This window comes from Salmonella sp. WC3 (genome assembly GCF_042932255.1).
GTDB classification, from domain to species: domain Bacteria; phylum Pseudomonadota; class Gammaproteobacteria; order Enterobacterales; family Enterobacteriaceae; genus Salmonella; species Salmonella enterica.
On record NZ_CP170629.1, the window covers coordinates 431,501 to 454,204 of the forward strand.

General features: G+C 50.7%; 41 protein-coding genes. 40 read left to right on the forward strand and 1 reads right to left on the reverse strand.

Annotated elements, in window-relative coordinates:
• Positions 1 to 65: 65 nt before the first annotated feature.
• The 10 genes from ACFK9X_RS01945 to bfr all read left to right on the forward strand — a co-directional run bounded on the left by ACFK9X_RS01945 (position 66) and on the right by bfr (position 7,286).
• Positions 66 to 788: a transcriptional regulator gene (locus ACFK9X_RS01945; protein WP_000091471.1), complete on the forward strand. Its 723-nt coding sequence runs from the start codon at positions 66 to 68 to the stop codon at positions 786 to 788.
• Complete coding sequence (tusD, locus tag ACFK9X_RS01950) at positions 788 to 1,174, forward strand: sulfurtransferase complex subunit TusD (protein ID WP_023227839.1); 387 nt, start codon at positions 788 to 790, stop codon at positions 1,172 to 1,174. Before ACFK9X_RS01945 ends, tusD begins: the two co-directional genes overlap by 1 nt.
• The gene (gene tusC, locus ACFK9X_RS01955) at positions 1,174 to 1,530 is read left to right on the forward strand and encodes a sulfurtransferase complex subunit TusC (RefSeq protein ID WP_000820704.1); all 357 of its coding nucleotides are present in this window, start codon (positions 1,174 to 1,176) and stop codon (positions 1,528 to 1,530) included. Before tusD ends, tusC begins: the two co-directional genes overlap by 1 nt.
• 7 nt (positions 1,531 to 1,537) lie before the next feature.
• The gene (tusB, locus tag ACFK9X_RS01960; RefSeq protein WP_000903400.1) at positions 1,538 to 1,825 is read left to right on the forward strand and encodes a sulfurtransferase complex subunit TusB; all 288 of its coding nucleotides are present in this window, start codon (positions 1,538 to 1,540) and stop codon (positions 1,823 to 1,825) included.
• A gap of 125 nt (positions 1,826 to 1,950) precedes the next feature.
• Positions 1,951 to 2,325, forward strand: coding sequence for a 30S ribosomal protein S12 (gene rpsL, locus ACFK9X_RS01965; RefSeq protein WP_000246815.1), 375 nt, complete (start codon positions 1,951 to 1,953; stop codon positions 2,323 to 2,325).
• 95 nt (positions 2,326 to 2,420) lie between these two features.
• Positions 2,421 to 2,891 (forward strand): 30S ribosomal protein S7, encoded by a 471-nt coding sequence (rpsG, locus tag ACFK9X_RS01970; RefSeq protein ID WP_001138042.1) that lies wholly within the window; start codon positions 2,421 to 2,423, stop codon positions 2,889 to 2,891.
• A gap of 96 nt (positions 2,892 to 2,987) precedes the next feature.
• Complete coding sequence (fusA, locus tag ACFK9X_RS01975; protein WP_000124693.1) at positions 2,988 to 5,102, forward strand: elongation factor G; 2,115 nt, start codon at positions 2,988 to 2,990, stop codon at positions 5,100 to 5,102.
• 71 nt (positions 5,103 to 5,173) lie between these two features.
• Positions 5,174 to 6,358: an elongation factor Tu gene (gene tuf, locus ACFK9X_RS01980; protein ID WP_000031748.1), complete on the forward strand. Its 1,185-nt coding sequence runs from the start codon at positions 5,174 to 5,176 to the stop codon at positions 6,356 to 6,358.
• A gap of 184 nt (positions 6,359 to 6,542) precedes the next feature.
• Positions 6,543 to 6,737 carry a bacterioferritin-associated ferredoxin gene (gene bfd / locus ACFK9X_RS01985; protein ID WP_000289082.1) on the forward strand — a complete coding sequence of 65 codons (195 nt, stop codon included), beginning with the start codon at positions 6,543 to 6,545 and terminating at the stop codon, positions 6,735 to 6,737.
• Positions 6,738 to 6,809: 72 nt separating this feature from the next.
• Positions 6,810 to 7,286 (forward strand): bacterioferritin, encoded by a 477-nt coding sequence (bfr, locus tag ACFK9X_RS01990; protein ID WP_151115392.1) that lies wholly within the window; start codon positions 6,810 to 6,812, stop codon positions 7,284 to 7,286.
• Here the strand turns inward: bfr and hopD are convergent.
• Entirely contained in the window at positions 7,283 to 7,750 is a 468-nt protein-coding gene (gene hopD / locus ACFK9X_RS01995) for an A24 family peptidase (protein WP_000495848.1), read from the reverse strand. The two genes, bfr and hopD, sit on opposite strands and share 4 nt — an antisense overlap.
• Positions 7,751 to 8,129: 379 nt before the next feature.
• On the opposite strand from hopD, the gene rpsJ reads away from it, so the two are divergent.
• From rpsJ to zntR, 30 genes are all read left to right on the forward strand, one after another.
• Positions 8,130 to 8,441: a 30S ribosomal protein S10 gene (rpsJ, locus tag ACFK9X_RS02000; RefSeq protein WP_001181005.1), complete on the forward strand. Its 312-nt coding sequence runs from the start codon at positions 8,130 to 8,132 to the stop codon at positions 8,439 to 8,441.
• Between the two features lie 32 nt (positions 8,442 to 8,473).
• Positions 8,474 to 9,103 (forward strand): 50S ribosomal protein L3, encoded by a 630-nt coding sequence (gene rplC, locus ACFK9X_RS02005; protein WP_000579838.1) that lies wholly within the window; start codon positions 8,474 to 8,476, stop codon positions 9,101 to 9,103.
• A 10-nt stretch (positions 9,104 to 9,113) separates the two neighbouring features.
• Positions 9,114 to 9,719, forward strand: coding sequence for a 50S ribosomal protein L4 (gene rplD / locus ACFK9X_RS02010; RefSeq protein WP_000424395.1), 606 nt, complete (start codon positions 9,114 to 9,116; stop codon positions 9,717 to 9,719).
• Entirely contained in the window at positions 9,716 to 10,018 is a 303-nt protein-coding gene (gene rplW / locus ACFK9X_RS02015; protein ID WP_000617546.1) for a 50S ribosomal protein L23, read from the forward strand. The genes rplD and rplW overlap by 4 nt, the downstream gene beginning before the upstream one ends.
• A 17-nt stretch (positions 10,019 to 10,035) precedes the next feature.
• The gene (rplB, locus tag ACFK9X_RS02020; protein ID WP_000301869.1) at positions 10,036 to 10,857 is read left to right on the forward strand and encodes a 50S ribosomal protein L2; all 822 of its coding nucleotides are present in this window, start codon (positions 10,036 to 10,038) and stop codon (positions 10,855 to 10,857) included.
• A gap of 16 nt (positions 10,858 to 10,873) precedes the next feature.
• Complete coding sequence (gene rpsS / locus ACFK9X_RS02025; RefSeq protein WP_001138115.1) at positions 10,874 to 11,152, forward strand: 30S ribosomal protein S19; 279 nt, start codon at positions 10,874 to 10,876, stop codon at positions 11,150 to 11,152.
• A gap of 14 nt (positions 11,153 to 11,166) precedes the next feature.
• On the forward strand, positions 11,167 to 11,499 hold the full coding sequence (gene rplV / locus ACFK9X_RS02030; RefSeq protein ID WP_000447529.1) for a 50S ribosomal protein L22: 333 nt from the start codon (positions 11,167 to 11,169) through the stop codon (positions 11,497 to 11,499).
• Positions 11,500 to 11,516: 17 nt separating this feature from the next.
• The gene (gene rpsC, locus ACFK9X_RS02035) at positions 11,517 to 12,218 is read left to right on the forward strand and encodes a 30S ribosomal protein S3 (RefSeq protein WP_000529945.1); all 702 of its coding nucleotides are present in this window, start codon (positions 11,517 to 11,519) and stop codon (positions 12,216 to 12,218) included.
• A 12-nt stretch (positions 12,219 to 12,230) separates the two neighbouring features.
• Complete coding sequence (rplP, locus tag ACFK9X_RS02040; protein ID WP_000941208.1) at positions 12,231 to 12,641, forward strand: 50S ribosomal protein L16; 411 nt, start codon at positions 12,231 to 12,233, stop codon at positions 12,639 to 12,641.
• Positions 12,641 to 12,832 carry a 50S ribosomal protein L29 gene (gene rpmC / locus ACFK9X_RS02045; RefSeq protein WP_000644742.1) on the forward strand — a complete coding sequence of 64 codons (192 nt, stop codon included), beginning with the start codon at positions 12,641 to 12,643 and terminating at the stop codon, positions 12,830 to 12,832. The genes rplP and rpmC overlap by 1 nt, the downstream gene beginning before the upstream one ends.
• Positions 12,832 to 13,086 carry a 30S ribosomal protein S17 gene (gene rpsQ, locus ACFK9X_RS02050; protein ID WP_000130101.1) on the forward strand — a complete coding sequence of 85 codons (255 nt, stop codon included), beginning with the start codon at positions 12,832 to 12,834 and terminating at the stop codon, positions 13,084 to 13,086. Before rpmC ends, rpsQ begins: the two co-directional genes overlap by 1 nt.
• Positions 13,087 to 13,249: 163 nt before the next feature.
• Positions 13,250 to 13,621 carry a 50S ribosomal protein L14 gene (gene rplN, locus ACFK9X_RS02055; protein WP_000613954.1) on the forward strand — a complete coding sequence of 124 codons (372 nt, stop codon included), beginning with the start codon at positions 13,250 to 13,252 and terminating at the stop codon, positions 13,619 to 13,621.
• Between the two features lie 10 nt (positions 13,622 to 13,631).
• Entirely contained in the window at positions 13,632 to 13,946 is a 315-nt protein-coding gene (rplX, locus tag ACFK9X_RS02060) for a 50S ribosomal protein L24 (RefSeq protein WP_000729185.1), read from the forward strand.
• A 14-nt stretch (positions 13,947 to 13,960) separates the two neighbouring features.
• Positions 13,961 to 14,500 (forward strand): 50S ribosomal protein L5, encoded by a 540-nt coding sequence (gene rplE, locus ACFK9X_RS02065; RefSeq protein ID WP_023891695.1) that lies wholly within the window; start codon positions 13,961 to 13,963, stop codon positions 14,498 to 14,500.
• A 14-nt stretch (positions 14,501 to 14,514) separates the two neighbouring features.
• Complete coding sequence (rpsN, locus tag ACFK9X_RS02070) at positions 14,515 to 14,820, forward strand: 30S ribosomal protein S14 (protein ID WP_001118932.1); 306 nt, start codon at positions 14,515 to 14,517, stop codon at positions 14,818 to 14,820.
• Between the two features lie 33 nt (positions 14,821 to 14,853).
• Complete coding sequence (gene rpsH, locus ACFK9X_RS02075; RefSeq protein WP_000062611.1) at positions 14,854 to 15,246, forward strand: 30S ribosomal protein S8; 393 nt, start codon at positions 14,854 to 14,856, stop codon at positions 15,244 to 15,246.
• Between the two features lie 12 nt (positions 15,247 to 15,258).
• On the forward strand, positions 15,259 to 15,792 hold the full coding sequence (gene rplF / locus ACFK9X_RS02080; RefSeq protein ID WP_000091939.1) for a 50S ribosomal protein L6: 534 nt from the start codon (positions 15,259 to 15,261) through the stop codon (positions 15,790 to 15,792).
• Positions 15,793 to 15,801: 9 nt separating this feature from the next.
• Positions 15,802 to 16,155 carry a 50S ribosomal protein L18 gene (rplR, locus tag ACFK9X_RS02085; protein WP_000358956.1) on the forward strand — a complete coding sequence of 118 codons (354 nt, stop codon included), beginning with the start codon at positions 15,802 to 15,804 and terminating at the stop codon, positions 16,153 to 16,155.
• 14 nt (positions 16,156 to 16,169) lie between these two features.
• Positions 16,170 to 16,673, forward strand: a complete 504-nt coding sequence (rpsE, locus tag ACFK9X_RS02090) for a 30S ribosomal protein S5 (RefSeq protein ID WP_000940121.1) — start codon at positions 16,170 to 16,172, stop codon at positions 16,671 to 16,673.
• A gap of 3 nt (positions 16,674 to 16,676) precedes the next feature.
• Positions 16,677 to 16,856 carry a 50S ribosomal protein L30 gene (gene rpmD, locus ACFK9X_RS02095; RefSeq protein ID WP_001140434.1) on the forward strand — a complete coding sequence of 60 codons (180 nt, stop codon included), beginning with the start codon at positions 16,677 to 16,679 and terminating at the stop codon, positions 16,854 to 16,856.
• A 3-nt stretch (positions 16,857 to 16,859) separates the two neighbouring features.
• The gene (gene rplO, locus ACFK9X_RS02100; protein ID WP_001238917.1) at positions 16,860 to 17,294 is read left to right on the forward strand and encodes a 50S ribosomal protein L15; all 435 of its coding nucleotides are present in this window, start codon (positions 16,860 to 16,862) and stop codon (positions 17,292 to 17,294) included.
• A 7-nt stretch (positions 17,295 to 17,301) separates the two neighbouring features.
• Entirely contained in the window at positions 17,302 to 18,633 is a 1,332-nt protein-coding gene (secY, locus tag ACFK9X_RS02105) for a preprotein translocase subunit SecY (protein ID WP_001118864.1), read from the forward strand.
• 31 nt (positions 18,634 to 18,664) lie between these two features.
• Positions 18,665 to 18,781 carry a 50S ribosomal protein L36 gene (rpmJ, locus tag ACFK9X_RS02110; protein WP_000868187.1) on the forward strand — a complete coding sequence of 39 codons (117 nt, stop codon included), beginning with the start codon at positions 18,665 to 18,667 and terminating at the stop codon, positions 18,779 to 18,781.
• Between the two features lie 146 nt (positions 18,782 to 18,927).
• Positions 18,928 to 19,284: a 30S ribosomal protein S13 gene (gene rpsM, locus ACFK9X_RS02115; RefSeq protein WP_000090780.1), complete on the forward strand. Its 357-nt coding sequence runs from the start codon at positions 18,928 to 18,930 to the stop codon at positions 19,282 to 19,284.
• A gap of 16 nt (positions 19,285 to 19,300) precedes the next feature.
• Positions 19,301 to 19,690: a 30S ribosomal protein S11 gene (rpsK, locus tag ACFK9X_RS02120; RefSeq protein ID WP_001029758.1), complete on the forward strand. Its 390-nt coding sequence runs from the start codon at positions 19,301 to 19,303 to the stop codon at positions 19,688 to 19,690.
• A 33-nt stretch (positions 19,691 to 19,723) separates the two neighbouring features.
• Positions 19,724 to 20,344 (forward strand): 30S ribosomal protein S4, encoded by a 621-nt coding sequence (rpsD, locus tag ACFK9X_RS02125; RefSeq protein WP_151115394.1) that lies wholly within the window; start codon positions 19,724 to 19,726, stop codon positions 20,342 to 20,344.
• A 25-nt stretch (positions 20,345 to 20,369) separates the two neighbouring features.
• Complete coding sequence (locus ACFK9X_RS02130) at positions 20,370 to 21,359, forward strand: DNA-directed RNA polymerase subunit alpha (RefSeq protein WP_001162094.1); 990 nt, start codon at positions 20,370 to 20,372, stop codon at positions 21,357 to 21,359.
• Between the two features lie 40 nt (positions 21,360 to 21,399).
• Positions 21,400 to 21,783, forward strand: coding sequence for a 50S ribosomal protein L17 (gene rplQ / locus ACFK9X_RS02135; RefSeq protein ID WP_001216370.1), 384 nt, complete (start codon positions 21,400 to 21,402; stop codon positions 21,781 to 21,783).
• Between the two features lie 107 nt (positions 21,784 to 21,890).
• Complete coding sequence (locus ACFK9X_RS02140; RefSeq protein WP_000266515.1) at positions 21,891 to 22,259, forward strand: DUF1992 domain-containing protein; 369 nt, start codon at positions 21,891 to 21,893, stop codon at positions 22,257 to 22,259.
• 10 nt (positions 22,260 to 22,269) lie between these two features.
• Positions 22,270 to 22,695, forward strand: a complete 426-nt coding sequence (gene zntR / locus ACFK9X_RS02145) for a Zn(2+)-responsive transcriptional regulator (RefSeq protein ID WP_000285585.1) — start codon at positions 22,270 to 22,272, stop codon at positions 22,693 to 22,695.
• Positions 22,696 to 22,704 lie beyond the last annotated feature (9 nt).

Here is a 22,704-nt window from a genome sequence, read left to right on the forward strand (position 1 = left end):
CGCGTAAATAATGAGCCTGCCCTGAAAACATAACGACAGGCTCCTGAAAAGGAGTGTTTTTTTTCATGTCCAGGTCGCTTTTAACCAACGAAACCAGTGAACTTGATTTGCTGGATCAGCGTCCCTTCGAGCAAACCGACTTCGATATTCTGAAATCCTACGAAGCGGTAGTGGACGGGTTAGCGATGCTTATAGGTTCCCATTGTGAAATCGTATTGCACTCTTTGCAGGATCTAAAATGTTCAGCCATTCGTATTGCCAATGGCGAACATACGGGCCGTAAAATTGGCTCGCCGATTACCGACCTGGCGTTGCGCATGTTGCACGACATGACAGGGGCGGACAGTAGCGTGTCGAAATGCTATTTCACGCGCGCGAAAAGCGGTGTCTTGATGAAGTCGTTGACGATTGCCATTCGCAACCGCGAGCAGCGCGTCATTGGTCTACTGTGCATCAACATGAATCTTGATGTGCCATTTTCACAGATTATGAATACCTTTATTCCGCCGGAAACGCCGGAAGTCGGCTCAGCGGTTAATTTTGCCTCCTCAGTCGAAGATTTAGTCACCCAGACGCTGGAGTTCACGATCGAAGAAGTGAATGCCGATCGTAATGTCTCTAACAATGCGAAAAATCGTCAGATCGTCCTTAACCTGTACGAAAAAGGCATTTTCGATATTAAAGACGCCATTAACCAGGTAGCCGATCGTCTGAATATATCAAAACACACGGTTTACCTCTATATTCGCCAGTTCAAAAGCGGCGATTTTCAGGGGCAGGATAAATAATGCGTTATGCCATTATGGTCACCGGGGCGGCATATGGCACCCAGCAGGCCAGCAGCGCATTGCAGTTCGCCCACGCGCTGCTCAATGAGGGGCATGAGTTAGCCAGCGTCTTTTTCTATCGGGAAGGTGTCTATAACGCCAATCTCCTGACCTCGCCGGCGAGCGATGAATATGATCTGGTACGCGCCTGGCAGAAATTGAATACGCAGCATGGCGTAGCGCTGAACATCTGTGTCGCGGCGGCGCTTCGTCGCGGTATTATTGATGAAACTGAAGCCGGCAGACTGGCGTTGCCGTCCGCCAATCTTCAGCCGGGCTTTACGCTAAGCGGCCTGGGCGCGCTGGCGGAGGCATCTCTCACCTGCGATCGGGTGGTGCAGTTTTAATGAAACGTATTGCATTTGTCTTTTCCACCGCGCCGCACGGCAGCGCCTCAGGCCGTGAAGGGCTGGATGCGCTGCTGGCGACGTCAGCGCTAACGGAAGCGCTGGGCGTCTTTTTTATCAGCGACGGCGTCTTTCAGTTATTACCCGGACAAAAACCAGACGCTGTACTGGCGCGTGACTATATTGCTACTTTCAAGCTCTTTGATTTGTACGATATTGATCAATGCTGGATCTGCGCGGCATCGCTGCGCGAGCGTGGTCTGGAGAACATTAATTTTGTGGTAGACGCCACGCCGCTGGAACCCGTGGCGTTACGCCGCGAGCTTGGCAACTATGATGTCATCCTGAGATTCTGAGGCGTTTATGCTGCATACCTTACCTCATTGCGCTTCGAGCGTTGATTTTCCCGCTTTGCTGCGCCTGCTAAAAGAGGGCGATGCGCTTTTGCTGCTCCAGGATGGCGTTACCGTCGCGATTGAAGGTAACCGCTTCCTTGAAAGTCTGCGCGATGCCCCCATAACGGTCTATGCCTTGAAAGAAGACATTGACGCCCGCGGCCTGGGTGGTCAAATTTCAGACAGTGTCGTCAGGGTTGACTATACTGAGTTTGTCAGACTCACGGTTAAGTATGCCAACCAGATGGCCTGGTGATGGCGGGATCGTTGTATATTTCTTGACACCTTTTCGACACCGCCCTAAAATTCGGCGTCCTCATATTGTGTGAGGGCGTTTTATTACGTGTTTACGAAGCAAAAGCTAAAACCAGGAGCTATTTAATGGCAACAGTTAACCAGCTGGTACGCAAACCACGTGCTCGCAAAGTTGCGAAAAGCAACGTGCCTGCGCTGGAAGCATGCCCGCAAAAACGTGGCGTATGTACTCGTGTATATACTACCACTCCTAAAAAACCGAACTCCGCACTGCGTAAAGTTTGCCGTGTTCGTCTGACTAACGGTTTTGAAGTGACTTCCTACATCGGTGGTGAAGGTCACAACCTGCAGGAGCACTCCGTGATCCTGATCCGTGGCGGTCGTGTTAAAGACCTCCCGGGTGTTCGTTACCACACCGTTCGTGGCGCGCTTGACTGCTCCGGCGTTAAAGACCGTAAGCAAGCTCGTTCTAAGTACGGCGTGAAGCGTCCTAAGGCTTAATGGTTCTCCGTTAAGTAAGGCCAAACGTTTTAAATTAATGTCAAACTAAACTCGTAGAGTTTTGGACAATCCTGAATTAACAACGGAGTATTTCCATGCCACGTCGTCGCGTCATTGGTCAGCGTAAAATTCTGCCGGATCCGAAGTTCGGATCAGAACTGCTGGCTAAATTTGTCAATATCCTGATGGTAGATGGTAAAAAATCTACTGCAGAATCAATCGTATACAGCGCGCTGGAGACCCTGGCTCAGCGTTCTGGTAAATCTGAACTGGAAGCTTTCGAAGTCGCTCTCGAAAACGTTCGCCCGACTGTAGAAGTTAAATCCCGCCGTGTAGGTGGTTCTACTTATCAGGTACCAGTTGAAGTCCGTCCGGTCCGTCGTAATGCTCTGGCAATGCGTTGGATCGTAGAAGCTGCTCGTAAACGCGGTGATAAATCCATGGCTCTGCGCCTGGCGAACGAACTTTCTGATGCTGCAGACAACAAAGGTACTGCAGTTAAGAAACGTGAAGACGTTCACCGTATGGCAGAAGCCAACAAGGCGTTCGCACACTACCGTTGGTAATCCCTTCGGAGTCATAGTCACCAGGCGGGCGCTTCAGGTAAGTCGCCCGTTTTGGATAACTTAACTGAACGCCTAAAGATATCAACGAGGAATCAAATGGCTCGTACAACACCCATCGCACGCTACCGTAATATCGGTATCAGTGCGCACATCGACGCCGGTAAAACCACTACTACCGAACGTATTCTGTTCTACACCGGTGTAAACCACAAAATCGGTGAAGTTCATGACGGCGCAGCTACCATGGACTGGATGGAGCAGGAGCAGGAGCGTGGTATTACTATCACCTCCGCAGCGACTACTGCATTCTGGTCTGGTATGGCTAAGCAGTATGAACCGCATCGCATCAACATCATCGACACCCCGGGGCACGTTGACTTCACTATCGAAGTAGAACGTTCCATGCGTGTTCTCGATGGTGCGGTAATGGTTTACTGCGCAGTTGGTGGTGTTCAGCCGCAGTCTGAAACCGTATGGCGTCAGGCAAACAAATACAAAGTTCCGCGTATTGCGTTCGTTAACAAAATGGACCGCATGGGCGCGAACTTCCTGAAAGTTGTTGGTCAGATCAAAACCCGTCTGGGCGCGAACCCGGTTCCGCTGCAGCTGGCAATTGGTGCTGAAGAAGGTTTCACCGGCGTTGTTGACCTGGTGAAAATGAAAGCCATCAACTGGAACGATGCCGACCAGGGCGTTACCTTCGAATACGAAGATATCCCGGCTGACATGCAGGACCTGGCTAACGAATGGCACCAGAACCTGATCGAGTCCGCCGCAGAAGCTTCTGAAGAGCTGATGGAAAAATACCTGGGTGGTGAAGAACTGACTGAAGAAGAGATCAAACAAGCTCTGCGTCAGCGCGTTCTGAACAACGAAATCATCCTGGTAACCTGTGGTTCTGCATTCAAGAACAAAGGTGTTCAGGCGATGCTGGATGCGGTAATTGATTACCTGCCATCCCCGGTAGACGTACCTGCGATCAACGGTATTCTGGACGACGGTAAAGATACTCCGGCTGAGCGTCACGCAAGCGACGACGAGCCGTTCTCTGCGCTGGCGTTCAAAATCGCTACCGACCCGTTTGTGGGTAACCTGACCTTCTTCCGTGTGTACTCCGGTGTGGTTAACTCTGGTGATACCGTACTGAACTCCGTGAAAACCGCACGTGAGCGTTTCGGTCGTATCGTTCAGATGCACGCCAACAAACGTGAAGAGATCAAAGAAGTTCGCGCGGGCGACATCGCGGCTGCTATCGGCCTGAAAGACGTGACTACCGGTGACACCCTGTGTGATCCGGAAAACCCGATCATTCTGGAACGTATGGAATTCCCTGAGCCGGTAATCTCCATCGCGGTAGAACCGAAAACCAAAGCTGACCAGGAAAAAATGGGTCTGGCTCTGGGCCGTCTGGCGAAAGAAGACCCGTCATTCCGCGTATGGACTGATGAAGAATCTAACCAGACCATCATCGCTGGTATGGGTGAACTTCACCTGGATATCATCGTTGACCGTATGAAGCGTGAATTCAACGTTGAAGCTAACGTGGGTAAACCTCAGGTTGCTTACCGCGAAGCGATTCGCGCGAAAGTTACCGACATCGAAGGTAAACACGCGAAACAGTCTGGTGGTCGCGGTCAGTATGGTCATGTTGTTATCGACATGTACCCGCTGGAGCCGGGCTCTAACCCGAAAGGTTACGAGTTCATCAACGACATCAAAGGTGGTGTAATTCCTGGCGAATACATCCCGGCCGTTGATAAAGGCATCCAGGAGCAGCTGAAATCTGGCCCGCTGGCTGGTTATCCGGTAGTTGATCTCGGTGTGCGTCTGCACTTCGGTTCTTACCATGACGTTGACTCCTCTGAGCTGGCGTTTAAACTGGCTGCGTCTATCGCCTTTAAAGAAGGCTTTAAGAAAGCAAAACCAGTTCTGCTTGAGCCGATCATGAAGGTTGAAGTAGAAACACCTGAAGAGAATACCGGTGACGTTATCGGCGACCTTAGCCGCCGTCGTGGTATGCTCAAAGGTCAGGAATCTGAAGTTACAGGCGTTAAGATCCACGCTGAAGTACCGCTGTCTGAAATGTTCGGATATGCAACTCAGCTGCGTTCTCTGACCAAAGGTCGCGCATCGTACACTATGGAATTCCTGAAGTATGATGATGCGCCGAACAACGTTGCTCAGGCCGTAATCGAAGCCCGTGGTAAATAAGCCGCAGGGTTAAAAACCAAAATCCCGTGCTCTCTCCTGAAGGGGAGAGCGCTATAGTAAGGAATATAGCCGTGTCTAAAGAAAAATTTGAACGTACAAAACCGCACGTTAACGTCGGCACCATCGGCCACGTTGACCACGGTAAAACTACCCTGACCGCTGCAATCACCACCGTACTGGCTAAAACCTACGGCGGTGCTGCTCGTGCATTCGACCAGATCGATAACGCGCCGGAAGAAAAAGCGCGTGGTATCACCATCAACACTTCTCACGTTGAATACGATACCCCGACCCGCCACTACGCACACGTAGACTGCCCGGGGCACGCCGACTATGTTAAAAACATGATCACCGGTGCTGCTCAGATGGACGGCGCGATCCTGGTTGTTGCTGCGACTGACGGCCCGATGCCGCAGACCCGTGAGCACATCCTGCTGGGTCGTCAGGTAGGCGTTCCGTACATCATCGTGTTCCTGAACAAATGCGACATGGTTGATGACGAAGAGCTGCTGGAACTGGTTGAGATGGAAGTTCGCGAACTGCTATCTCAGTACGACTTCCCGGGCGACGACACTCCGATCGTTCGTGGTTCTGCTCTGAAAGCGCTGGAAGGCGACGCAGAGTGGGAAGCGAAAATCATCGAACTGGCTGGCTTCCTGGATTCTTATATTCCGGAACCAGAGCGTGCGATTGACAAGCCGTTCCTGCTGCCGATCGAAGACGTATTCTCCATCTCCGGTCGTGGTACCGTTGTTACCGGTCGTGTAGAGCGCGGTATCATCAAAGTGGGCGAAGAAGTTGAAATCGTTGGTATCAAAGAGACTCAGAAGTCTACCTGTACTGGCGTTGAAATGTTCCGCAAACTGCTGGACGAAGGCCGTGCCGGTGAGAACGTAGGTGTTCTGCTGCGTGGTATCAAACGTGAAGAAATCGAACGTGGTCAGGTACTGGCTAAGCCGGGCACCATCAAGCCGCACACCAAGTTCGAATCTGAAGTGTACATTCTGTCCAAAGATGAAGGCGGCCGTCATACTCCGTTCTTCAAAGGCTACCGTCCGCAGTTCTACTTCCGTACTACTGACGTGACTGGCACCATCGAACTGCCGGAAGGCGTAGAGATGGTAATGCCGGGCGACAACATCAAAATGGTTGTTACCCTGATCCACCCGATCGCGATGGACGACGGTCTGCGTTTCGCAATCCGTGAAGGCGGCCGTACCGTTGGCGCGGGCGTTGTTGCTAAAGTTCTGGGCTAATTACTCGTTAATTAGTTTTGAATTGAAGAGGGCGCTTCGGCGCCCTTTTTGTTGCCTGCTATTTAGCCGCTGTTATATTTATTCACCCTTTTTAACGCTTCTCCCGTGGCGTAAATCGCTTTGTGCTATTGTAATCATAACCATTCTCATTTACACTTTGTGCGGAAATTGAACGGGAGCGATCATGTACGTTTGTTTGTGTAATGGTATAAGCGATAAAAAAATCCGCCAGGCTGTACGACAATTTCATCCACAGTCATTTCAACAGTTGCGTAAATTTATTCCTGTGGGAAATCAATGTGGTAAGTGTATTCGCGCCGCGCGAGAAGTGATGCAGGATGAGTTAACGCAAATGCCGGAATTTAAAGAGATCGCCTGAGTCACACTCTTTTTTTTGACATCCCTGTAGCCCCATCTACACTCTAGAGAGTGGAAGCGGAGGGACTATAAAATGAAAGGTGATGTTAAAATCATAAATTATCTCAATAAACTATTGGGAAATGAGCTTGTCGCAATTAATCAGTATTTTCTTCATGCCCGTATGTTCAAAAACTGGGGCCTGACCCGGCTTAATGATGTTGAGTACCATGAATCCATTGATGAGATGAAACACGCCGATAAGTATATTGAGCGTATTTTATTTCTGGAAGGCATACCGAACCTACAGGATCTGAGCAAGCTGGGCATCGGTGAAGATGTCGAAGAGATGCTACGATCGGATCTCCGACTCGAACTGGAAGGCGCAAAAGATCTACGTGAGGCAATAGCCTATGCCGATAGCGTTCATGATTATGTCAGCCGGGATATGATGATTGAAATTCTTGCCGACGAGGAAGGCCACATCGACTGGCTGGAAACTGAGCTGGATTTGATTGCCAAACTTGGTATGCAAAATTATCTGCAATCACAAATTAAGGTTACCGATTAACCGTCTGGAAAGAAAACTTTCCAACCTGTTATGAAACCCGCCACCGCCAGCCATGGCCCAAAAGGTAGCGGGTTTATTAATGCCGATTTACCTCTCACCAGTAGCGCGACGCCAAACCCGCCACAGGCCAACATAGCGGCAAGGAAAACCAGTAACGGCAGTGTTTCCCAACAATGCCACGCCCCTAAGGCAGCAAGGTACTTGACGTCGCCATATCCGAGCCCCTCTTTCTGATAACGCAGGCGATAGCCCCAGTAAATTAACGCGAATCCGCCATAGCCGGCGATAGCACCCCAAAGCGCATCCGGTAAACGCTCTGGCAGGCAAATCTGGTGATAAAGCAGACCCCCCCACAGTAATGGACAGGTAAACCGGTCAGGCAACAGACCGGTACGCGCGTCGTATATGCCAAGTAATAAAGAGAACGACGCATAAAAAATGAGAAAGGGGAGGGCAACAAACATAAGCAAATCCTCGTCAAGGCTTGTGCTCACCTTTATAGATTTATGCGACAGCGACAACGACGTATTGCCAGGTTTGCCTGATGCCTTCCAAAGAAAAGATGCGCGTTGCCATCCCATGCGTACCATCTGGAATCATGTTCGCATAAGAATAAAGCGCTTAATTTCTATCCGACACTTGCGTCAGGCTGAGATTTACGTATAATGCGCGGGCTTGTCGTAATTGACGGCAGGTTCGATTTGAACCTCGAATAGCCGATTTGGCTATTTAACAATGCTCCCAATCGGGGAGCTACGTAAGAACGGTTACACTCTCCCATCAATCGTAATGGGTGTGAGGAGTAATCATTTTCGTTTATAAAATAATTGGAGCTCTGGTCTCATGCAGAACCAAAGAATCCGTATCCGCCTGAAAGCGTTTGATCATCGTCTGATCGATCAATCAACCGCGGAAATCGTCGAGACTGCCAAGCGCACTGGTGCGCAGGTTCGCGGTCCGATCCCGCTGCCGACCCGCAAAGAGCGCTTTACCGTTCTCATCTCTCCGCACGTTAACAAAGATGCGCGCGATCAGTACGAAATTCGCACTCACAAGCGTCTGGTTGACATCGTTGAGCCAACCGAGAAAACCGTTGATGCTCTGATGCGTCTGGACCTGGCTGCCGGTGTAGACGTGCAGATCAGCCTGGGTTAATCAGGTCATCGAGCGATTGAGAGGTTGATACAATGATTGGTTTAGTCGGTAAAAAAGTGGGTATGACCCGCATCTTCACTGAAGATGGCGTCTCTATCCCAGTAACCGTAATCGAAGTTGAAGCAAACCGTGTTACTCAGGTTAAAGACCTGGCTAACGATGGCTACCGCGCTGTTCAGGTTACTACGGGTGCTAAAAAAGCTAACCGTGTCACCAAGCCGGAAGCGGGTCACTTTGCTAAAGCTGGCGTAGAAGCTGGCCGTGGTCTGTGGGAATTCCGTCTGGCTGAAGGCGAAGAATACACCGTAGGTCAGAGCATCAGCGTTGAACTGTTTGCTGACGTTAAAAAAGTTGACGTAACCGGTACCTCTAAAGGTAAAGGTTTCGCTGGTACCGTTAAGCGCTGGAACTTCCGTACCCAGGACGCTACTCACGGTAACTCCTTGTCTCACCGCGTTCCGGGTTCTATCGGTCAGAACCAGACTCCGGGCAAAGTGTTCAAAGGCAAGAAAATGGCAGGTCAGATGGGTAATGAGCGTGTAACCGTTCAGAGCCTTGACGTAGTACGCGTTGACGCTGAGCGCAACCTGCTGCTGGTTAAGGGTGGTGTTCCGGGTGCAACCGGTTGCGACCTGATCGTTAAACCAGCTGTGAAGGCGTAAGGGGATAGCAATGGAATTAGTATTGAAAGACGCGCAGAGCGCGCTGACTGTTTCCGAAACTACCTTCGGTCGTGATTTCAACGAAGCGCTGGTTCACCAGGTTGTTGTTGCTTATGCAGCTGGTGCTCGTCAGGGTACTCGTGCTCAGAAGACTCGTGCTGAAGTAACTGGTTCCGGTAAAAAACCGTGGCGCCAGAAAGGCACTGGCCGTGCGCGTTCAGGTTCTATCAAGAGCCCGATCTGGCGTTCCGGTGGCGTGACCTTCGCTGCTCGTCCGCAGGACCACAGTCAAAAAGTTAACAAGAAGATGTACCGCGGCGCGCTGAAAAGCATCCTGTCCGAACTGGTACGTCAGGATCGTCTGATCGTTGTCGAGAAGTTCTCTGTAGAAGCGCCGAAAACTAAGCTGCTGGCACAGAAACTGAAAGACATGGCTCTGGAAGATGTGCTGATCATCACCGGTGAGCTGGACGAGAACCTGTTCCTGGCCGCACGTAACCTGCACAAGGTTGACGTACGCGATGCGACTGGTATCGACCCGGTTAGCCTGATCGCCTTCGACAAAGTCGTAATGACTGCTGATGCTGTTAAGCAAGTTGAGGAGATGCTGGCATGATTCGTGAAGAACGTCTGCTGAAGGTGCTGCGCGCACCGCACGTTTCTGAAAAAGCGTCTACTGCGATGGAAAAAACCAACACCATCGTTCTCAAAGTTGCTAAAGACGCGACCAAAGCAGAAATCAAAGCTGCTGTGCAGAAACTGTTTGAAGTCGAAGTCGAAGTCGTTAACACCCTGGTCGTTAAAGGGAAAGTTAAACGTCACGGACAGCGTATCGGTCGTCGTAGCGACTGGAAAAAAGCTTACGTCACCCTGAAAGAAGGCCAGAATCTGGACTTCGTCGGCGGCGCTGAGTAAGTCGGAGGAGTAATACAATGGCAGTTGTTAAATGTAAACCGACATCTCCGGGTCGTCGCCACGTCGTTAAAGTGGTCAACCCAGAGCTGCACAAGGGCAAACCTTTTGCTCCGCTGGTTGAAAAAAACAGCAAATCCGGTGGTCGTAACAACAATGGCCGTATCACCACTCGTCATATCGGTGGTGGTCACAAACAGGCTTATCGTATTGTTGACTTCAAACGCAACAAAGACGGTATCCCGGCAGTTGTTGAACGTCTTGAGTACGATCCGAACCGTTCCGCGAACATCGCGCTGGTTCTGTACAAAGACGGCGAACGCCGTTACATCCTGGCCCCGAAAGGCCTGAAAGCTGGCGACCAGATTCAGTCTGGCGTTGATGCTGCAATCAAAGCAGGCAACACCCTGCCGATGCGCAATATCCCGGTTGGTTCTACCGTTCATAACGTAGAAATGAAACCAGGTAAAGGCGGTCAGCTGGCACGTTCCGCTGGTACTTACGTTCAGATCGTTGCTCGCGATGGCGCTTATGTCACCCTGCGTCTGCGTTCTGGTGAAATGCGTAAAGTCGAAGCAGACTGCCGTGCAACCCTGGGCGAAGTTGGCAATGCTGAGCATATGCTGCGCGTTCTGGGTAAAGCAGGTGCTGCACGCTGGCGTGGCGTTCGTCCTACCGTTCGCGGTACTGCGATGAACCCAGTAGACCACCCACATGGTGGTGGTGAAGGTCGTAACTTTGGTAAGCACCCGGTAACTCCGTGGGGCGTTCAGACCAAAGGTAAGAAGACCCGCAGCAACAAGCGTACTGATAAATTCATCGTACGTCGCCGTAGCAAATAATTTTAGAGGATAAGCCATGCCACGTTCTCTCAAGAAAGGTCCTTTTATTGACCTGCACTTGCTGAAGAAGGTAGAGAAAGCGGTGGAAAGCGGAGACAAGAAGCCCCTGCGCACTTGGTCCCGTCGTTCAACGATCTTTCCTAACATGATCGGTTTGACCATCGCTGTCCATAATGGTCGTCAGCACGTTCCGGTATTTGTTTCCGACGAAATGGTCGGTCACAAACTGGGTGAATTCGCACCGACTCGTACTTATCGCGGCCACGCTGCTGATAAAAAAGCGAAGAAGAAATAAGGTAGGAGGAAGAGATGGAAACTATCGCTAAACATCGCCATGCTCGTTCTTCTGCTCAGAAGGTTCGCCTTGTTGCTGACCTGATTCGCGGTAAGAAAGTGTCGCAGGCTCTGGATATTCTGACCTACACCAACAAGAAAGCGGCTGTACTGGTCAAGAAAGTTCTGGAATCTGCCATTGCTAACGCTGAACACAACGATGGCGCTGACATTGACGATCTGAAAGTTACGAAAATTTTCGTAGACGAAGGCCCGAGCATGAAGCGCATTATGCCGCGTGCAAAAGGTCGTGCAGATCGCATCCTGAAGCGCACCAGCCACATCACTGTGGTTGTGTCCGATCGCTGAGACTCTGGAGACTAGCAATGGGTCAGAAAGTACATCCTAATGGTATTCGCCTGGGTATTGTAAAACCATGGAACTCTACCTGGTTTGCGAACACCAAAGAATTCGCTGACAACCTGGACAGCGATTTTAAAGTACGTCAGTACCTGACGAAGGAACTGGCTAAAGCGTCTGTATCTCGTATCGTTATCGAGCGTCCGGCTAAGAGCATCCGTGTGACTATTCACACCGCTCGCCCGGGTATCGTTATCGGTAAAAAAGGTGAAGACGTAGAAAAACTGCGTAAGGTCGTAGCGGATATCGCTGGCGTTCCTGCACAGATCAACATCGCCGAAGTTCGTAAACCTGAACTGGACGCTAAACTGGTTGCTGACAGCATCACTTCTCAGCTGGAACGTCGCGTTATGTTCCGTCGTGCGATGAAGCGTGCTGTACAGAACGCCATGCGTCTGGGCGCTAAAGGTATCAAAGTTGAAGTTAGCGGCCGTCTGGGCGGCGCGGAAATCGCACGTACCGAATGGTACCGCGAAGGTCGCGTACCGCTGCACACTCTGCGTGCTGACATCGACTACAACACCTCTGAAGCGCACACCACTTATGGTGTAATCGGCGTTAAAGTGTGGATCTTCAAAGGCGAGATCCTGGGTGGTATGGCTGCTGTTGAACAACCGGAAAAACCGGCTGCTCAACCGAAAAAGCAGCAGCGTAAAGGCCGTAAATAAGGAGCGTCGCTGATGTTACAACCAAAGCGTACAAAATTCCGTAAAATGCACAAAGGCCGCAACCGTGGTCTGGCTGCAGGCGCGGATGTTAGCTTCGGCAGCTTCGGCCTGAAAGCTGTTGGCCGTGGTCGTCTGACTGCCCGTCAGATCGAAGCAGCACGTCGTGCTATGACCCGTGCAGTTAAGCGTCAAGGTAAGATCTGGATCCGTGTATTCCCGGACAAACCGATCACTGAAAAGCCGCTGGCAGTGCGTATGGGTAAAGGTAAAGGTAACGTGGAGTATTGGGTTGCCTTGATTCAGCCGGGTAAAGTCCTGTATGAAATGGACGGCGTACCGGAAGAGCTGGCCCGTGAAGCATTCAAGCTGGCAGCAGCGAAACTGCCGATTAAAACCACCTTTGTAACTAAGACGGTGATGTAATGAAAGCAAAAGAGCTGCGTGAGAAGAGCGTTGAAGAGCTGAACACCGAGCTACTGAACCTGCTGCGTGAGCAGTTCAACCTGCGTATGCAGGCTGCAAGTGGCCAGCTGCAACAGTCTCACCTGTTGAAGCAAGTGCGTCGTGATGTCGCACGCGTTAAGACTTTACTGACTGAGAAGGCGGGTGCGTAATGACCGATAAAATCCGTACTCTGCAAGGTCGCGTGGTTAGCGACAAAATGGAGAAATCCATTGTTGTTGCTATCGAACGTTTTGTGAAACACCCGATCTACGGTAAATTCATCAAGCGTACGACCAAAATGCACGTACATGACGAGAACAACGAATGCGGTATCGGCGACGTGGTTGAAATCCGCGAATGCCGTCCGCTGTCCAAGACCAAATCCTGGACTCTGGTTCGCGTTGTAGAGAAAGCGGTTCTGTAATACAGTACGCATTCTCAACGAATAAACGGCTCAGCGATGGGCCGTTTATTTTTTCTACCCATATCTGATTTGCGGTGTTATAATGCCGCGCCCTCGATATGGGGTTTTTTTAACGACCTGATTTTCGGGTCTCAGTAGTAGTTGACATTAGCGGAGCACTAAAATGATCCAAGAACAGACTATGCTGAACGTCGCCGACAACTCCGGTGCACGTCGCGTAATGTGTATCAAGGTTCTGGGTGGCTCGCACCGTCGCTACGCAGGCGTAGGCGACATCATTAAGATCACCATCAAAGAAGCGATTCCGCGTGGTAAGGTCAAAAAAGGTGATGTGCTGAAGGCGGTAGTGGTGCGCACCAAGAAGGGTGTTCGTCGCCCGGACGGTTCTGTCATTCGCTTCGATGGTAATGCATGCGTTATTTTAAACAATAACAGCGAGCAGCCTATCGGTACGCGTATTTTTGGGCCGGTAACTCGTGAACTTCGTAACGAGAAGTTCATGAAAATTATCTCTCTGGCACCAGAAGTACTCTAAGGAGCGAATCATGGCAGCGAAAATCCGTCGTGATGACGAAGTTATCGTGTTAACCGGTAAAGATAAAGGTAAACGCGGTAAAGTTAAGAATGTCCTGTCTTCCGGCAAGGTCATTGTTGAAGGTATCAACCTGGTTAAGAAACACCAGAAGCCGGTTCCGGCTCTGAACCAACCGGGCGGCATCGTTGAAAAAGAAGCTGCAATTCAGGTTTCTAACGTTGCAATCTTCAATGCGGCAACCGGCAAGGCTGACCGTGTAGGCTTTAGATTCGAAGACGGCAAAAAAGTCCGTTTCTTCAAGTCTAACAGCGAAACTATCAAGTAATTTGGAGTAGTACGATGGCGAAACTGCATGATTACTACAAAGACGAAGTAGTTAACAAACTCATGACTGAGTTTAACTACAATTCTGTCATGCAAGTCCCTCGGGTCGAGAAGATCACCCTGAACATGGGTGTTGGTGAAGCGATCGCTGACAAGAAACTGCTGGATAACGCAGCAGCAGACCTGACAGCAATCTCCGGTCAAAAACCGTTGATCACCAAAGCACGCAAATCTGTTGCAGGCTTCAAAATCCGTCAGGGCTATCCGATCGGCTGTAAAGTAACTCTGCGTGGCGAACGCATGTGGGAGTTCTTTGAGCGCCTGATCACTATTGCTGTTCCTCGTATCCGTGACTTCCGTGGCTTGTCCGCTAAGTCATTCGACGGTCGTGGTAACTACAGCATGGGTGTCCGTGAGCAGATCATCTTCCCAGAAATCGACTACGATAAAGTCGACCGCATTCGTGGTTTGGATATTACCATTACCACTACTGCGAAATCTGACGAAGAAGGCCGTGCTCTGCTGGCTGCCTTTGACTTCCCGTTCCGCAAGTAAGGTAGGGTTACTAAATGGCTAAGCAATCAATGAAAGCACGCGAAGTAAAACGCGTAGCTTTAGCTGATAAATACTTCGCGAAACGCGCTGAACTGAAAGCGATCATCTCTGATGTGAACGCAACCGACGAAGATCGTTGGAATGCGGTTCTTAAGCTGCAGACTCTGCCGCGTGATTCCAGCCCGTCACGTCAGCGTAACCGCTGCCGTCAAACTGGTCGTCCGCACGCTTTCCTGCGGAAGTTCGGGTTGAGCCGTATTAAGGTCCGTGAAGCCGCTATGCGCGGTGAAATTCCGGGTCTGAAAAAGGCTAGCTGGTAATTGTCACCAATTGAATCACGGGAGTAAAGACAGATGAGCATGCAAGATCCGATCGCGGATATGCTGACCCGTATCCGTAACGGTCAGGCCGCGAACAAAGCTGCGGTCACCATGCCTTCCTCCAAGCTGAAAGTGGCAATTGCCAACGTGCTGAAGGAAGAAGGTTTTATTGAAGATTTTAAAGTTGAAGGCGACACCAAGCCGGAACTGGAACTGACTCTTAAGTATTTCCAGGGTAAAGCTGTTGTAGAAAGCATTCAGCGTGTCAGCCGCCCAGGTCTGCGCATCTACAAACGTAAAGATGAGCTGCCGAAAGTTATGGCCGGTCTGGGTATCGCAGTTGTTTCTACCTCTAAAGGTGTTATGACTGATCGTGCAGCGCGCCAGGCTGGTCTTGGTGGCGAAATTATCTGCTACGTAGCCTAATCGGAGGAAAAAATGTCTCGTGTTGCTAAAGCACCGGTCGTTGTTCCTGCCGGCGTTGATGTCAAAATCAACGGTCAGGTTATTACGATCAAAGGTAAAAACGGCGAGCTGACTCGTACTCTCAACGATGCTGTTGAAGTTAAACATGCAGATAATGCACTGACCTTCGGTCCGCGTGATGGTTACGCAGACGGTTGGGCACAGGCTGGTACCGCGCGTGCCCTGCTGAACTCAATGGTTATCGGTGTTACCGAAGGCTTCACTAAGAAGCTGCAGCTGGTTGGTGTAGGTTATCGTGCAGCGGTTAAAGGGAATGTAGTAAACCTGTCTTTAGGTTTCTCTCACCCGGTTGACCATCAGCTGCCGGCAGGTATTACTGCTGAATGTCCGACTCAAACTGAAATCGTGCTGAAAGGCGCTGATAAGCAGGTGATCGGCCAGGTTGCAGCAGATCTGCGCGCCTACCGTCGTCCTGAGCCTTACAAAGGCAAGGGTGTTCGTTACGCCGACGAAGTCGTGCGTACCAAAGAGGCTAAGAAGAAGTAAGGTAACACTATGGATAAGAAATCTGCTCGTATCCGTCGTGCGACCCGCGCACGCCGCAAGCTCAAAGAGCTGGGCGCAACTCGCCTGGTGGTACATCGTACCCCGCGTCATATTTACGCACAGGTAATTGCACCGAACGGTTCTGAAGTTCTGGTAGCTGCTTCTACTGTAGAAAAAGCTATCGCTGAACAACTGAAGTACACCGGTAACAAAGACGCGGCTGCAGCTGTGGGTAAAGCTGTCGCTGAACGCGCTCTGGAAAAAGGCATCAAAGATGTGTCCTTTGACCGTTCCGGGTTCCAATATCATGGTCGTGTCCAGGCACTGGCAGATGCTGCCCGTGAAGCTGGCCTTCAGTTCTAAGGTAGAGGTGTAAGATGGCTCACATCGAAAAACAAGCTGGCGAACTGCAGGAAAAGCTGATCGCGGTAAACCGCGTATCTAAAACCGTTAAAGGTGGTCGTATTTTCTCCTTCACAGCTCTGACTGTAGTAGGCGATGGTAACGGTCGCGTAGGTTTTGGTTACGGTAAAGCGCGTGAAGTTCCAGCAGCGATCCAGAAAGCGATGGAAAAAGCCCGTCGCAATATGATTAACGTCGCGCTGAACAACGGCACCCTGCAGCACCCGGTTAAAGGTGTTCACACGGGGTCTCGTGTATTCATGCAGCCAGCTTCCGAAGGTACCGGTATCATCGCCGGTGGTGCAATGCGCGCCGTTCTGGAAGTTGCTGGGGTTCATAACGTTCTGGCTAAAGCATACGGTTCCACCAACCCGATCAACGTGGTTCGTGCAACTATTGATGGCCTGGAAAATATGAATTCTCCAGAAATGGTCGCTGCCAAGCGTGGTAAATCCGTTGAAGAAATTCTGGGGAAATAAACCATGGCAAAGACTATTAAAATTACTCAAACCCGCAGTGCAATCGGTCGTCTGCCGAAACACAAGGCAACGCTGCTTGGCCTGGGTCTGCGTCGTATTGGCCACACCGTAGAGCGCGAGGATACTCCTGCTGTTCGTGGTATGGTCAACGCGGTTTCCTTCATGGTTAAAGTTGAGGAGTAAGAGATGCGTTTAAATACTCTGTCTCCGGCCGAAGGCTCCAAAAAGGCGGGTAAACGCCTGGGTCGTGGTATCGGTTCTGGCCTCGGTAAAACCGGTGGTCGTGGTCACAAAGGTCAGAAGTCTCGTTCTGGCGGTGGCGTACGTCGCGGTTTCGAGGGTGGTCAGATGCCTCTGTACCGTCGTCTGCCGAAATTCGGCTTCACTTCTCGCAAAGCAGCGATTACAGCCGAAGTTCGTCTGTCTGACCTGGCGAAAGTAGAAGGCGGCGTTGTAGACCTGAACACGCTGAAAGCGGCAAACATTATCGGTATCCAGATCGAGTTCGCGAAAGTGATCCTGGCTGGCGAAGTCACTACTCCGGTAACTGTTCGTGGCCTGCGTGTTACTAAAGGCGCTCGTGCTGCTATCGAAGCTGCTGGCGGTAAAATCGAGGAATAAGTAGCAGATGGCTAAACAACCGGGATTAGATTTTCAAAGTGCCAAAGGTGGCTTAGGTGAGCTGAAACGCAGACTGCTGTTTGTTATCGGCGCGCTGATTGTGTTCCGTATTGGCTCTTTTATTCCGATCCCTGGTATTGATGCCGCTGTACTTGCCAAACTGCTTGAGCAACAGCGAGGCACCATCATTGAAATGTTTAACATGTTCTCTGGTGGTGCTCTCAGCCGTGCTTCTATCTTTGCCCTGGGGATCATGCCGTATATTTCGGCGTCGATCATTATCCAGCTGTTGACGGTGGTTCATCCAACGCTGGCAGAAATTAAGAAAGAAGGGGAGTCTGGTCGTCGTAAGATCAGCCAGTACACCCGTTACGGTACTCTGGTGCTGGCGATATTCCAGTCGATCGGTATTGCTACCGGTTTGCCGAATATGCCTGGTATGCAGGGCCTGGTGATGAATCCAGGCTTTGCATTCTATTTCACCGCTGTTGTAAGTCTGGTTACAGGAACCATGTTCCTGATGTGGCTCGGCGAACAGATTACTGAGCGCGGTATCGGTAACGGTATCTCAATCATCATCTTCGCTGGTATCGTTGCGGGACTCCCGCCAGCCATTGCCCATACTATCGAGCAAGCGCGTCAAGGCGACCTGCACTTCCTCGTGTTGCTGTTGGTTGCAGTATTAGTATTTGCAGTGACGTTCTTTGTAGTATTCGTTGAACGTGGTCAACGCCGTATTGTGGTAAACTACGCCAAACGTCAGCAAGGTCGTCGTGTCTATGCTGCACAGAGCACACATTTACCGCTGAAAGTGAATATGGCGGGGGTAATCCCGGCAATCTTCGCTTCCAGTATTATTCTGTTCCCGGCGACCATCGCGTCATGGTTCGGGGGCGGTACTGGTTGGAACTGGCTGACAACAATTTCGCTGTATTTGCAGCCTGGGCAACCGCTTTATGTGTTACTCTATGCGTCTGCAATCATCTTCTTCTGTTTCTTCTACACGGCGTTGGTTTTCAACCCGCGTGAAACAGCAGATAACCTGAAGAAGTCCGGTGCATTTGTACCAGGAATTCGTCCGGGAGAGCAAACGGCGAAGTATATCGATAAAGTAATGACCCGCCTGACCCTGGTTGGTGCGCTGTATATTACCTTTATCTGCCTGATCCCGGAGTTCATGCGTGATGCAATGAAAGTGCCGTTCTACTTCGGTGGGACCTCACTGCTTATCGTTGTTGTCGTGATTATGGACTTTATGGCTCAAGTGCAAACTCTGATGATGTCCAGTCAGTATGAGTCTGCATTGAAGAAGGCGAACCTGAAAGGCTACGGCCGTTAATTGGTCGCCTGAGAAGTTACGGAGAGTAAAAATGAAAGTTCGTGCTTCCGTCAAGAAATTATGCCGTAACTGCAAAATCGTTAAGCGTGATGGTGTCATCCGTGTGATTTGCAGTGCCGAGCCGAAGCATAAACAGCGCCAAGGCTGATTTTTTCGCATATTTTTCTTGCAAAGTTGGGTTGAGCTGGCTAGATTAGCCAGCCAATCTTTTGTATGTCTGTACGTTTCCATTTGAGTATCCTGAAAACGGGCTTTTCAGCATGGTACGTACATATTAAATAGTAGGAGTGCATAGTGGCCCGTATAGCAGGCATTAACATTCCTGATCAGAAACACGCCGTGATCGCGTTAACTTCGATCTACGGTGTCGGCAAGACCCGTTCTAAAGCCATCCTGGCTGCAGCGGGTATCGCTGAAAATGTTAAGATCAGTGAGCTGTCTGAAGAACAAATCGACACGCTGCGTGACGAAGTTGCCAAATTTGTCGTTGAAGGTGATCTGCGCCGTGAAATCAGCATGAGCATCAAGCGCCTGATGGATCTTGGTTGCTATCGCGGTTTGCGTCATCGTCGTGGTCTCCCGGTTCGCGGTCAGCGTACCAAGACCAACGCTCGTACCCGTAAGGGTCCGCGCAAACCGATCAAGAAATAATCGGGGTGATTGAATAATGGCAAAGGCACCAGTTCGCGCACGTAAACGTGTAAGAAAACAAGTCTCTGACGGCGTGGCTCATATCCATGCTTCTTTCAACAACACCATCGTGACTATTACCGATCGTCAGGGTAATGCGCTGGGTTGGGCAACAGCCGGTGGTTCCGGTTTCCGTGGTTCTCGCAAATCCACTCCGTTTGCAGCTCAGGTTGCAGCAGAGCGTTGCGCTGACGCCGTGAAAGAATACGGTATCAAGAATCTGGAAGTTATGGTTAAAGGTCCGGGTCCAGGCCGCGAATCTACTATTCGTGCTCTGAACGCCGCTGGTTTCCGCATCACTAATATTACTGATGTGACTCCGATCCCTCATAACGGTTGTCGTCCGCCGAAAAAACGTCGCGTATAACGCTTCGTTTTCCAGGTTAGTTGGAGAAAGAAAATGGCAAGATATTTGGGTCCTAAGCTCAAGCTGAGCCGTCGTGAGGGCACCGACTTATTCCTTAAGTCTGGCGTTCGCGCGATCGATACCAAGTGTAAAATTGAACAAGCTCCTGGCCAGCACGGTGCGCGTAAGCAGCGTCTGTCTGACTATGGTGTGCAGTTGCGTGAAAAGCAAAAAGTTCGCCGCATTTACGGTGTGCTGGAGCGTCAGTTCCGTAACTACTACAAAGAAGCAGCACGTCTGAAAGGCAACACCGGTGAAAACCTGTTGGCTCTGCTGGAAGGTCGTCTGGACAACGTTGTATACCGTATGGGCTTCGGCGCCACTCGTGCAGAAGCACGTCAGCTGGTTAGCCATAAAGCAATTATGGTAAACGGTCGTGTTGTTAACATCGCTTCTTATCAGGTTAGTCCGAATGACGTTGTTAGCATTCGTGAGAAAGCGAAGAAGCAGTCTCGCGTGAAAGCCGCTCTGGAGCTGGCTGAGCAGCGTGAAAAGCCAACCTGGCTGGAAGTTGATGCTGGCAAGATGGAAGGTACGTACAAGCGTAAGCCTGAGCGTTCTGATCTGTCTGCGGACATTAACGAACACCTGATCGTCGAGCTTTACTCCAAGTAAAGCTTAGTACCAAAGAGAGGACACAATGCAGGGTTCTGTGACAGAGTTTCTAAAACCGCGCCTGGTAGATATCGAGCAAGTGAGTTCGACGCACGCCAAGGTGACCCTTGAGCCTTTAGAGCGTGGCTTCGGCCATACTCTGGGTAACGCACTGCGCCGTATTCTGCTCTCATCGATGCCGGGTTGCGCGGTGACCGAGGTTGAGATTGATGGTGTACTACATGAGTACAGCACCAAAGAAGGCGTTCAGGAAGACATCCTGGAAATCCTGCTCAACCTGAAAGGGCTGGCGGTGAGAGTTCAGGGTAAAGATGAAGTTATTCTTACCTTGAATAAATCTGGCATTGGCCCTGTGACTGCAGCCGATATCACCCATGATGGGGATGTCGAAATCGTCAAGCCGCAGCACGTGATCTGCCACCTGACCGATGAAAACGCGTCTATTAGTATGCGTATCAAAGTTCAGCGCGGTCGTGGTTATGTGCCGGCTTCTACCCGAATTCATTCGGAAGAAGATGAGCGCCCAATCGGCCGTCTGCTGGTCGACGCCTGCTACAGCCCTGTAGAGCGTATTGCCTACAATGTTGAAGCAGCGCGTGTAGAACAGCGTACCGACCTGGACAAGCTGGTCATCGAAATGGAAACCAACGGCACAATCGATCCTGAAGAGGCGATTCGTCGTGCGGCAACCATCCTGGCTGAACAACTGGAAGCTTTCGTTGATTTACGTGATGTACGTCAACCGGAAGTGAAAGAAGAGAAACCAGAATTCGATCCGATCCTGCTGCGCCCTGTTGACGATCTGGAATTGACTGTCCGCTCTGCTAACTGCCTCAAGGCAGAAGCTATCCACTATATCGGTGATCTGGTACAGCGTACCGAGGTTGAGCTTCTTAAGACGCCTAACCTGGGTAAAAAATCTCTTACCGAGATTAAAGACGTGCTGGCTTCCCGTGGACTGTCTCTGGGTATGCGCCTGGAAAACTGGCCACCGGCAAGCATCGCTGACGAGTAACCGGATCACAGGTTAAGGTTTTACTGAGAAGGATAAGGTCATGCGCCATCGTAAGAGTGGTCGTCAACTGAACCGCAACAGCAGCCATCGCCAGGCTATGTTCCGCAACATGGCAGGTTCACTGGTTCGTCATGAAATCATCAAGACGACCCTGCCTAAAGCGAAAGAGCTGCGTCGCGTAGTTGAGCCGCTGATTACTCTTGCCAAGACTGATAGCGTTGCTAATCGTCGTCTGGCATTCGCCCGTACTCGTGATAACGAGATCGTGGCAAAACTGTTTAACGAGCTGGGCCCGCGTTTCGCGAGCCGCGCCGGTGGTTACACTCGCATTCTGAAGTGTGGCTTCCGTGCAGGCGACAACGCGCCGATGGCATACATCGAGCTGGTTGATCGTTCAGAGAAAACAGAAGCTGCTGCAGAGTAATCTGTAGTAACGTAAAAAAACCCGCTTCGGCGGGTTTTTTTATATCCTCCTGAACCCCACATATCTACAATAATTGTATTCTTTTCGTTCAATCCCTGGAGCGACGTATGTGGTTACTTGACCAGTGGGCAGAGCGTCATATTATCGAGGCACAGCGTAAAGGCGAGTTTGATAATTTGCCTGGCCGTGGCGAGCCGCTTATTCTGGATGATGATTCTCATGTGCCGGCGGAACTTCGTGCGGGTTATCGCTTACTCAAGAATGCGGGCTGTCTTCCCCCTGAACTGGAGCAGCGCAGAGACGCTATTCAGTTACTTGATATCCTCAACAGTATCCGGGAAGATGACCCTCGATACCATCAGGTTAGTCGCCAGCTCTCCCTGCTTGAACTAAAACTTCGGCAGGCTGGGTTGAGTACCGACTTTTTACACGGTGAGTATGCAGAAAAACTGCTGCATAAAATCAACGATAATTAACGGAGCTTGTATGTATCGCATTGGTGAGCTGGCAAAGCTGGCAGACGTAACGCCTGATACCATTCGCTACTATGAAAAACAGCAGATGATGGATCATGAGGTACGTACTGAAGGCGGGTTTCGTCTGTATACCGAAAACGATCTACAGCGTCTCAAGTTTATTCGTTATGCGCGACAGTTGGGTTTCACGCTCGACTCGATCCGCGAGCTTTTATCGATCCGAATTGATCCTGAGCACCATACCTGTCAGGAGTCAAAAAGTATTGTGCAAGAGCGATTGCAGGAGGTTGAAGCCAGGATTGCGGAACTGCAAACGATGCAGCGTTCGTTACAAAGGCTTAATGATGCTTGTTGCGGAACGGCCCACAGTAGCGTCTATTGTTCCATTCTGGAAGCCCTGGAACAGGGGGCCAGTGGAGCGAAATCAGGATGTTGATTTATTGAA